Here is a 5,946-nt window from a genome sequence, read left to right as displayed (position 1 = left end):
GATAATTTTTGCTGCCAAAAATAATACTTCTCCCCATTTATTTTATGTGAGCCGAAAAAATGAAATAATGAAATCCTTCCGGGAGAGAATATTCCGCAATTACCGTTAAACTTCATTTTATTACCAAACCACATTGCACGCTAATGCAATAAACAAATGAAATTATTTTAATAAAGATATGATCGTATCACGCCAGCAGACACTAGCTGTTGGTCAACAGTATAAATGATATTAAAAATCAAAAGCGGGATATATGAATTAATACTGCTTCTGATCAAATATTTTATTCAATAAAATGAGCTTCGGAAGTAATTAATACGCTTAATGCTTTGGAAATAATGCAATTTTTTTCTGCATCCTTGGTAATAGCAATAAACTCATCAGCACTAATGCCTTTTGCTGAAGCCGATATTGAAAGGTGTATAGCTGTAATCGTCAACCCTTCCATCGTTAAAGATGCTGTTGTATCCAAAGAAACAGGCACAATCCCTTTTTTAGATAAAATTGAAGCAACCGACATTGTAAAACAACCGGCATGAGCAGCAGCAAGTAGTTCTTCAGGATTGGTTCCATTTTCACCTTCTTCAAAACGTGTTTTGAAACTATAATTCGTGTTGTTTAAAATACCACTTTGTGTTGTTAATGTTCCTTTGCCTTCTTTAAGGTCTCCAGACCAGTGTGCTTTTGCAGTACGTTTCATATTTTATTTATTTATTTTTTATTTTGCTTAACTATATTGGTTTTTTATTTCTTTATAATACGAAAAAAAATACTCCACTTTAGCTTTACCTTTATTGATTTAACCACTCTTTAAAATCAGAAACTTTTTCATGGCTAACTATTACTTTTTCATTAACAGAAGGGCTTAAAGTAAGTATTAACAGGCTGTTAAAATATTGCTGAATTGATTGAATCGGTTTAATATTGATAATATATTGCCTGTTGATTCTAAAAAAGCCAGAAGGATTCAGCATCGTTTCGAATGCATCCAGCGGAGTTCCTGCAAATATTTTTGCGCCATCAAACTTATAAATATATAACCCTTCTTTTTCCACTGAAAAATATGCGATATCATCAGTAAAAACAGTTTTGTAAACATTACCTATTTTCAGCAGTATACGATTTTTGTAATTTTTATTTTTTACTTCAGACTTCAGGAAATTATAAATATCCTGTTTGGGTGCATTTAAAAAATATTTTCCCCTTAGCTTATTAAATTTTTCAATACTCGTATTCAATGCTTCTTCTCTGACAGGCTTAAGTAAATAATCAATACTATTAACTTTAAAAGCGTTAATCATCTGGTTGTCGAGTACAGTAACAAATATCAAAGGAAGCGTGGTTTGAATATGATCAAAAATTTCAAAACTTAAACCATCCGATAATTGAATATCCATAAAAATCAAATCCGGCTCCTTATGTGTTTTCAACCAGTTAATTGATTCTTCTTGAAAATTTTTTATAAGATGATTTAGGTAGTTGGCTTTTTTTAAAAAGATTATTGCGGCATCATAATTTTTTACATAACCATGTTCAATACCAAGCTGAATAAGGCATTCGGAGACCTTATTATAAAAGTTTTTTTGAGTGCTGATTTCCAAATATTCGAAACAAAGAACATTTGCATTTTTAGGATCGATATTTACTTCTCTTTTACATTTATCAAGCAATATGTTTACTTCAACTGTATCTTTTTCAGATGCAGTTACAAAATTTAAATATAACAAAAACGCAATAATGAAAAAGGGTCTGATAAGTATCATTAATAATATTCTGTATAGAAAAATAATTAACAAAAATAACAAAAAAAACGGATAATGAGATTAACTTCATTAAAGATATTTCCACTTATTAAAACAATTTACATGAAAGAAATACCAATTAATAAAGTAAATTATAATTGGAGAATTATTTTTATATACTGCTATCAAAAAAATCAATTACATCATTGTAATATAATTCAGTATCGAAAAACATTAACTATTTTTCAATATATTTTATACTTTCTTCTTAAATTTGTATAAATTTTCATTTTAAAAAAAAACCCGTTGGTAATAAAATATTATTATTACATAGATATTACCATTTTAACAGTGTTAATTTATACATATAAATTAACACTATTCTTTTGTAGCTGCTTGATTTATACTTTTTTTATTTTTATATTTGTTCATCATTTTAACTAACACAAACACCCTAAATCGTTATGAAAAAAACTATCTTTCTTATTTTGACAGGTATCTTTATGCAATACTTATCAAATGCCCAGTTTATAACTGGAAGTGAAGCAAAAAAAATAGTTAACAGTGCTGAATCAGTCGTTTTAATTAACGATGATTATTTACCTTCATTGATCAATTTCAGTAAAGGACAGGAAATAGATCTGTCAGATCTGCAATCATGGCTGATAAATAATTTTGATTTGCCTTCAAGCTTCGATTTAAAATTTACCAAATCAGAAAACGATCAAATCGGTTACACGCATTACCGTTATCAGCAAACATATAACGGATACCCTGTTATTGGTGGCGATTACATCGCTCATGTAAAAAATAACAAAGTAGTTTCAGTGAATGGAAAAATTAAAAAATATGTAGAAGCTTCTACAAATGTTTCAATAAACGAAAGCGTTGCTCTTCAGAAAGCATTAGGTTATGTTAACGCTAAAGTTTATCAATGGGAAATCCCGCAGGAAGAAAAAAATCTTCAGTATTTACTTGATGATTCAAAAGCAACATATTACCCAAAAGGCGAAATGGTAATAGTACCTGAAAACGGAAAATTTTCTTCTGACAAATATTACCTTGCTTATCGTTTTGATATTTTTGCAAACCAACCTTTAAGCCGCGATTACATTTATGTTGATGTTAACACAGGAAAAATAATTGCAAAACATAACAGGATTAACACTACAGATGTTCAAGGAACAGCTGTTACAAAATATAGCGGAACACAAACAATAACAACCGATCAGCAAAGCACATCATCATACAGGCTTAGAGAAACTTCCAGGGGTAATGGTATTCAAACATTAAATTTAAAGAATGGAACATCTACGTCTTCTGCTGTTGATTTTACTGATACAGATAATAACTGGAATAACGTGAATACTTCTAAAGATGAAGTAGCAACGGATGCACATTGGGCTGCTGAAAAAACTTATGATTATTTTTACAACACATATGGTAGAAACAGCATTGATGGCAATGGTTATAAACTTATGCTTTATGTTCATTACAGTTCAAATTATATTAATGCTTATTGGAGCGGAAGCTATATGGTTTTTGGCGATGGCGGAACATCTGGCAGTGATACATACGGACCTTTAACATCAATTGATATTTGTGGACATGAAATAACTCATGGATTAACATCAAACACAGCAAACCTCACCTACCAGGATGAATCAGGAGCATTAAGTGAAGGGTACAGTGATATTTTCGGAACCTGTATAGAATGGTATGCAAAACCAGCAGCTGCTAACTGGTCAATGGGCGAAGATATTGGAGTTATTGTAAGAGATATTTCAAACCCAAATGCATATTCATTACCTGATACTTACGAAGGCACTAACTGGTATACAGGTACCAGCGATAACGGAGGCGTTCATTATAATAATGGACCTATGGCATACTGGTTTTATTTATTAACCCAAGGTGGTTCAGGCACTAATGACAAAGGAAATGCTTATAATGTAAGTGCAATCGGAATGACTAAAGCCGCCGCTATTGCATTTCGCACGTTAACAAACTATTTAACCTCATCATCTGATTATGCTGCTGCTCGGACCTATTCTATTCAAGCTTGTAACGATCTCTACCCCGGCACATGTTCCCCCGAGCTTGCTGCTGTTGAAAATGCATGGTATGCTGTAGGTGTGGGCGCTGCTTCAACAAGCGGAGTAACTGTTTCAGGATTTACATCAGCTAACAGTACATCTTGTTCTGTTCCTGCAACCATTCAATTTACAAATCAAAGTTCAGGTGCTTCGTCATATTTGTGGAATTTTGGTGATGGAACAACCAGCACTCAGGCCAGCCCCTCACATACATATAACACAGAAGGAGTTTTTGATGTAAAATTAGTAGCATATGGAGGCACTTGCGGCAATGACTCAATAACCAAAACTTCTTTTATTAATATTGATGCTCCTACTTCTCCTACTACTATTGGAGATACGATACCAGTTGCAGGAACTGCATATTTAAGTGCATCAGGTAGCGGAACACTTAACTGGTATAACCAGGCAACAGGTGGAACTATTGTAAATACAGGCGCAACCTATTCGCCAACAATATCCGCCACTACAACATACTATGTACAAAATGATGTTGGCACAACATATCCGACACAATCAGCTGGATTAACAGCTAAAACCACAACAGGCGGATATTACACCAGCACTTCAAGGTTGGCTATGATATTTGATGCATTAGCACCTCTTACCATTAAAACTGTTAAGGTTTATGCAAATTCTACAGGTAATAAAACCATCTGGTTAGCAAACAGCAGCGGAGTCGGGATAGATTCAGTAACTATAAACATTACTACAACAGGAGAACAGGTAATCACATTAAACCTTAATGTGCCAAGCGGTACAGGCTATAGACTTGGAGCATCGGCAGCATGTAATTTCTGGAGAGATAATGCAGGAGCTGTATATCCTTACACCGTTTCAAATTTAATTTCCATTACAGGAAATACAGCCGGATCTACAGCAACGGCATATTACTATTACTTTTACAACTGGCAGGTTGAACAAACTTCTACTTTATGTACCAGCGCAAGAACTCCCGTTACTGCTTTAATTGACCCGAATGTAGGCACCTATGAAATTCCCGATGTAGATTTCAATATTTTTCCGAATCCTAGTTCCGGTGCATTTGATATTAATTTTTCTAATTTAAATAATCAAAATGTTAATCTCTGCATTATTAATATTATTGGAGAAAAGCTATTTGAGAAGAAAATCAATGACAATAACTCTATTCATATTGATGCTTCAGATTTTTGCCAGGGAGTATATTTTGTAAAACTTAAATCTGATAAATCTACTATCATAAAAAAAGTAACTATTACGAAATAACTAGCTATTTAATTATCCTAAAAACCTCTGTAATCATACAGAGGTTTTTTTATACCGATACGATACCGGTTTATTCATGATATATTAATAATGTGTAAATGAGAATGAGCTTACCTCTTGCCACAATTCTTCTATACCAGGTTATTCCGCCAATCTTTTAAGAACGAGTAAAACTAATGTTAAAACATTTTTATTAAAAGAATAAATTTTGATATTTGTAAAAATAAAAACCTCCCCGCAAGGAAGTATTTTTATTTTTGTCTAATTTCTTTGAAACAATCATATCAATCACATTAATAATTAAAACCAAATCTTTTATGAAAAAATTTATCTTTATGGTGTTGGTTTCAATTCTGTGTATTAACAATTATAGTAATGCACAGATTTATTTTTCGAGTGAAGCCACAAAAAAAATTACAGGAGCAGCCTGTGTAGCATATGAAAAAGGCAGGGATGTTCCGGTATATATAAAATTCAGGCAAGGCTCCGAAATAAATTTTAATAATTGGCAAAGCTGGATTTTTAAAGTCATTGGCTTATCACCGGAAATGGGCTTTTCATTTTCAAATGTTCAGGAAGATAAACTCGGCGACCTACATTACCGATTTATCCAGACTTATGAAAATGCGGAAATTTTTGGAACAACACTAATTGTACATACAAAAAATGGAAAAGTATATTCATTCAATGGTAAAATAATTAAAAACATTAATGTTACTAATACATCTACGCTAAAAGAATCGCAGGCACTTACATCGGCCTTCTCATATATAAATGCAGAAAAATACAAATGGCAAAATAATTCTGGGTCACATAAATTTTCTGGGGACTAAGCAAAAAGTTTATGAAGTCTAAAGAGA

4 protein-coding genes are annotated in these 5,946 nt (G+C 32.4%); 2 read left to right on the top strand and 2 right to left on the bottom strand.

Annotated elements, in window-relative coordinates; genetic code table 11:
- Positions 1–283: 283 nt before the first annotated feature.
- Entirely contained in the window at positions 284–700 is a 417-nt protein-coding gene (locus PKK00_14975) for an OsmC family peroxiredoxin (protein HNW99708.1), read from the bottom strand.
- A 91-nt stretch (positions 701–791) separates the two neighbouring features.
- Positions 792–1,727: a LytTR family DNA-binding domain-containing protein gene (locus PKK00_14970; protein HNW99707.1), complete on the bottom strand. Its 936-nt coding sequence runs from the start codon at positions 1,725–1,727 to the stop codon at positions 792–794.
- A gap of 479 nt (positions 1,728–2,206) precedes the next feature.
- Between PKK00_14970 and PKK00_14965 the strand changes: the two genes are divergently transcribed.
- Complete coding sequence (locus PKK00_14965) at positions 2,207–5,086, top strand: M4 family metallopeptidase (GenBank protein ID HNW99706.1); 2,880 nt, start codon at positions 2,207–2,209, stop codon at positions 5,084–5,086.
- Positions 5,087–5,403: 317 nt separating this feature from the next.
- On the top strand, positions 5,404–5,919 hold the full coding sequence (locus PKK00_14960; GenBank protein HNW99705.1) for a hypothetical protein: 516 nt from the start codon (positions 5,404–5,406) through the stop codon (positions 5,917–5,919).
- The last annotated feature ends 27 nt before the right edge of the window (positions 5,920–5,946 follow it).

Source organism: Bacteroidales bacterium (genome assembly GCA_035353855.1).
GTDB lineage: Bacteria > Bacteroidota > Bacteroidia > Bacteroidales > CG2-30-32-10 > DAOQAK01.
The sequence above is the reverse complement of the archived record's forward strand: the minus strand, read 5'-3'. Positions and strand labels throughout refer to the sequence as shown.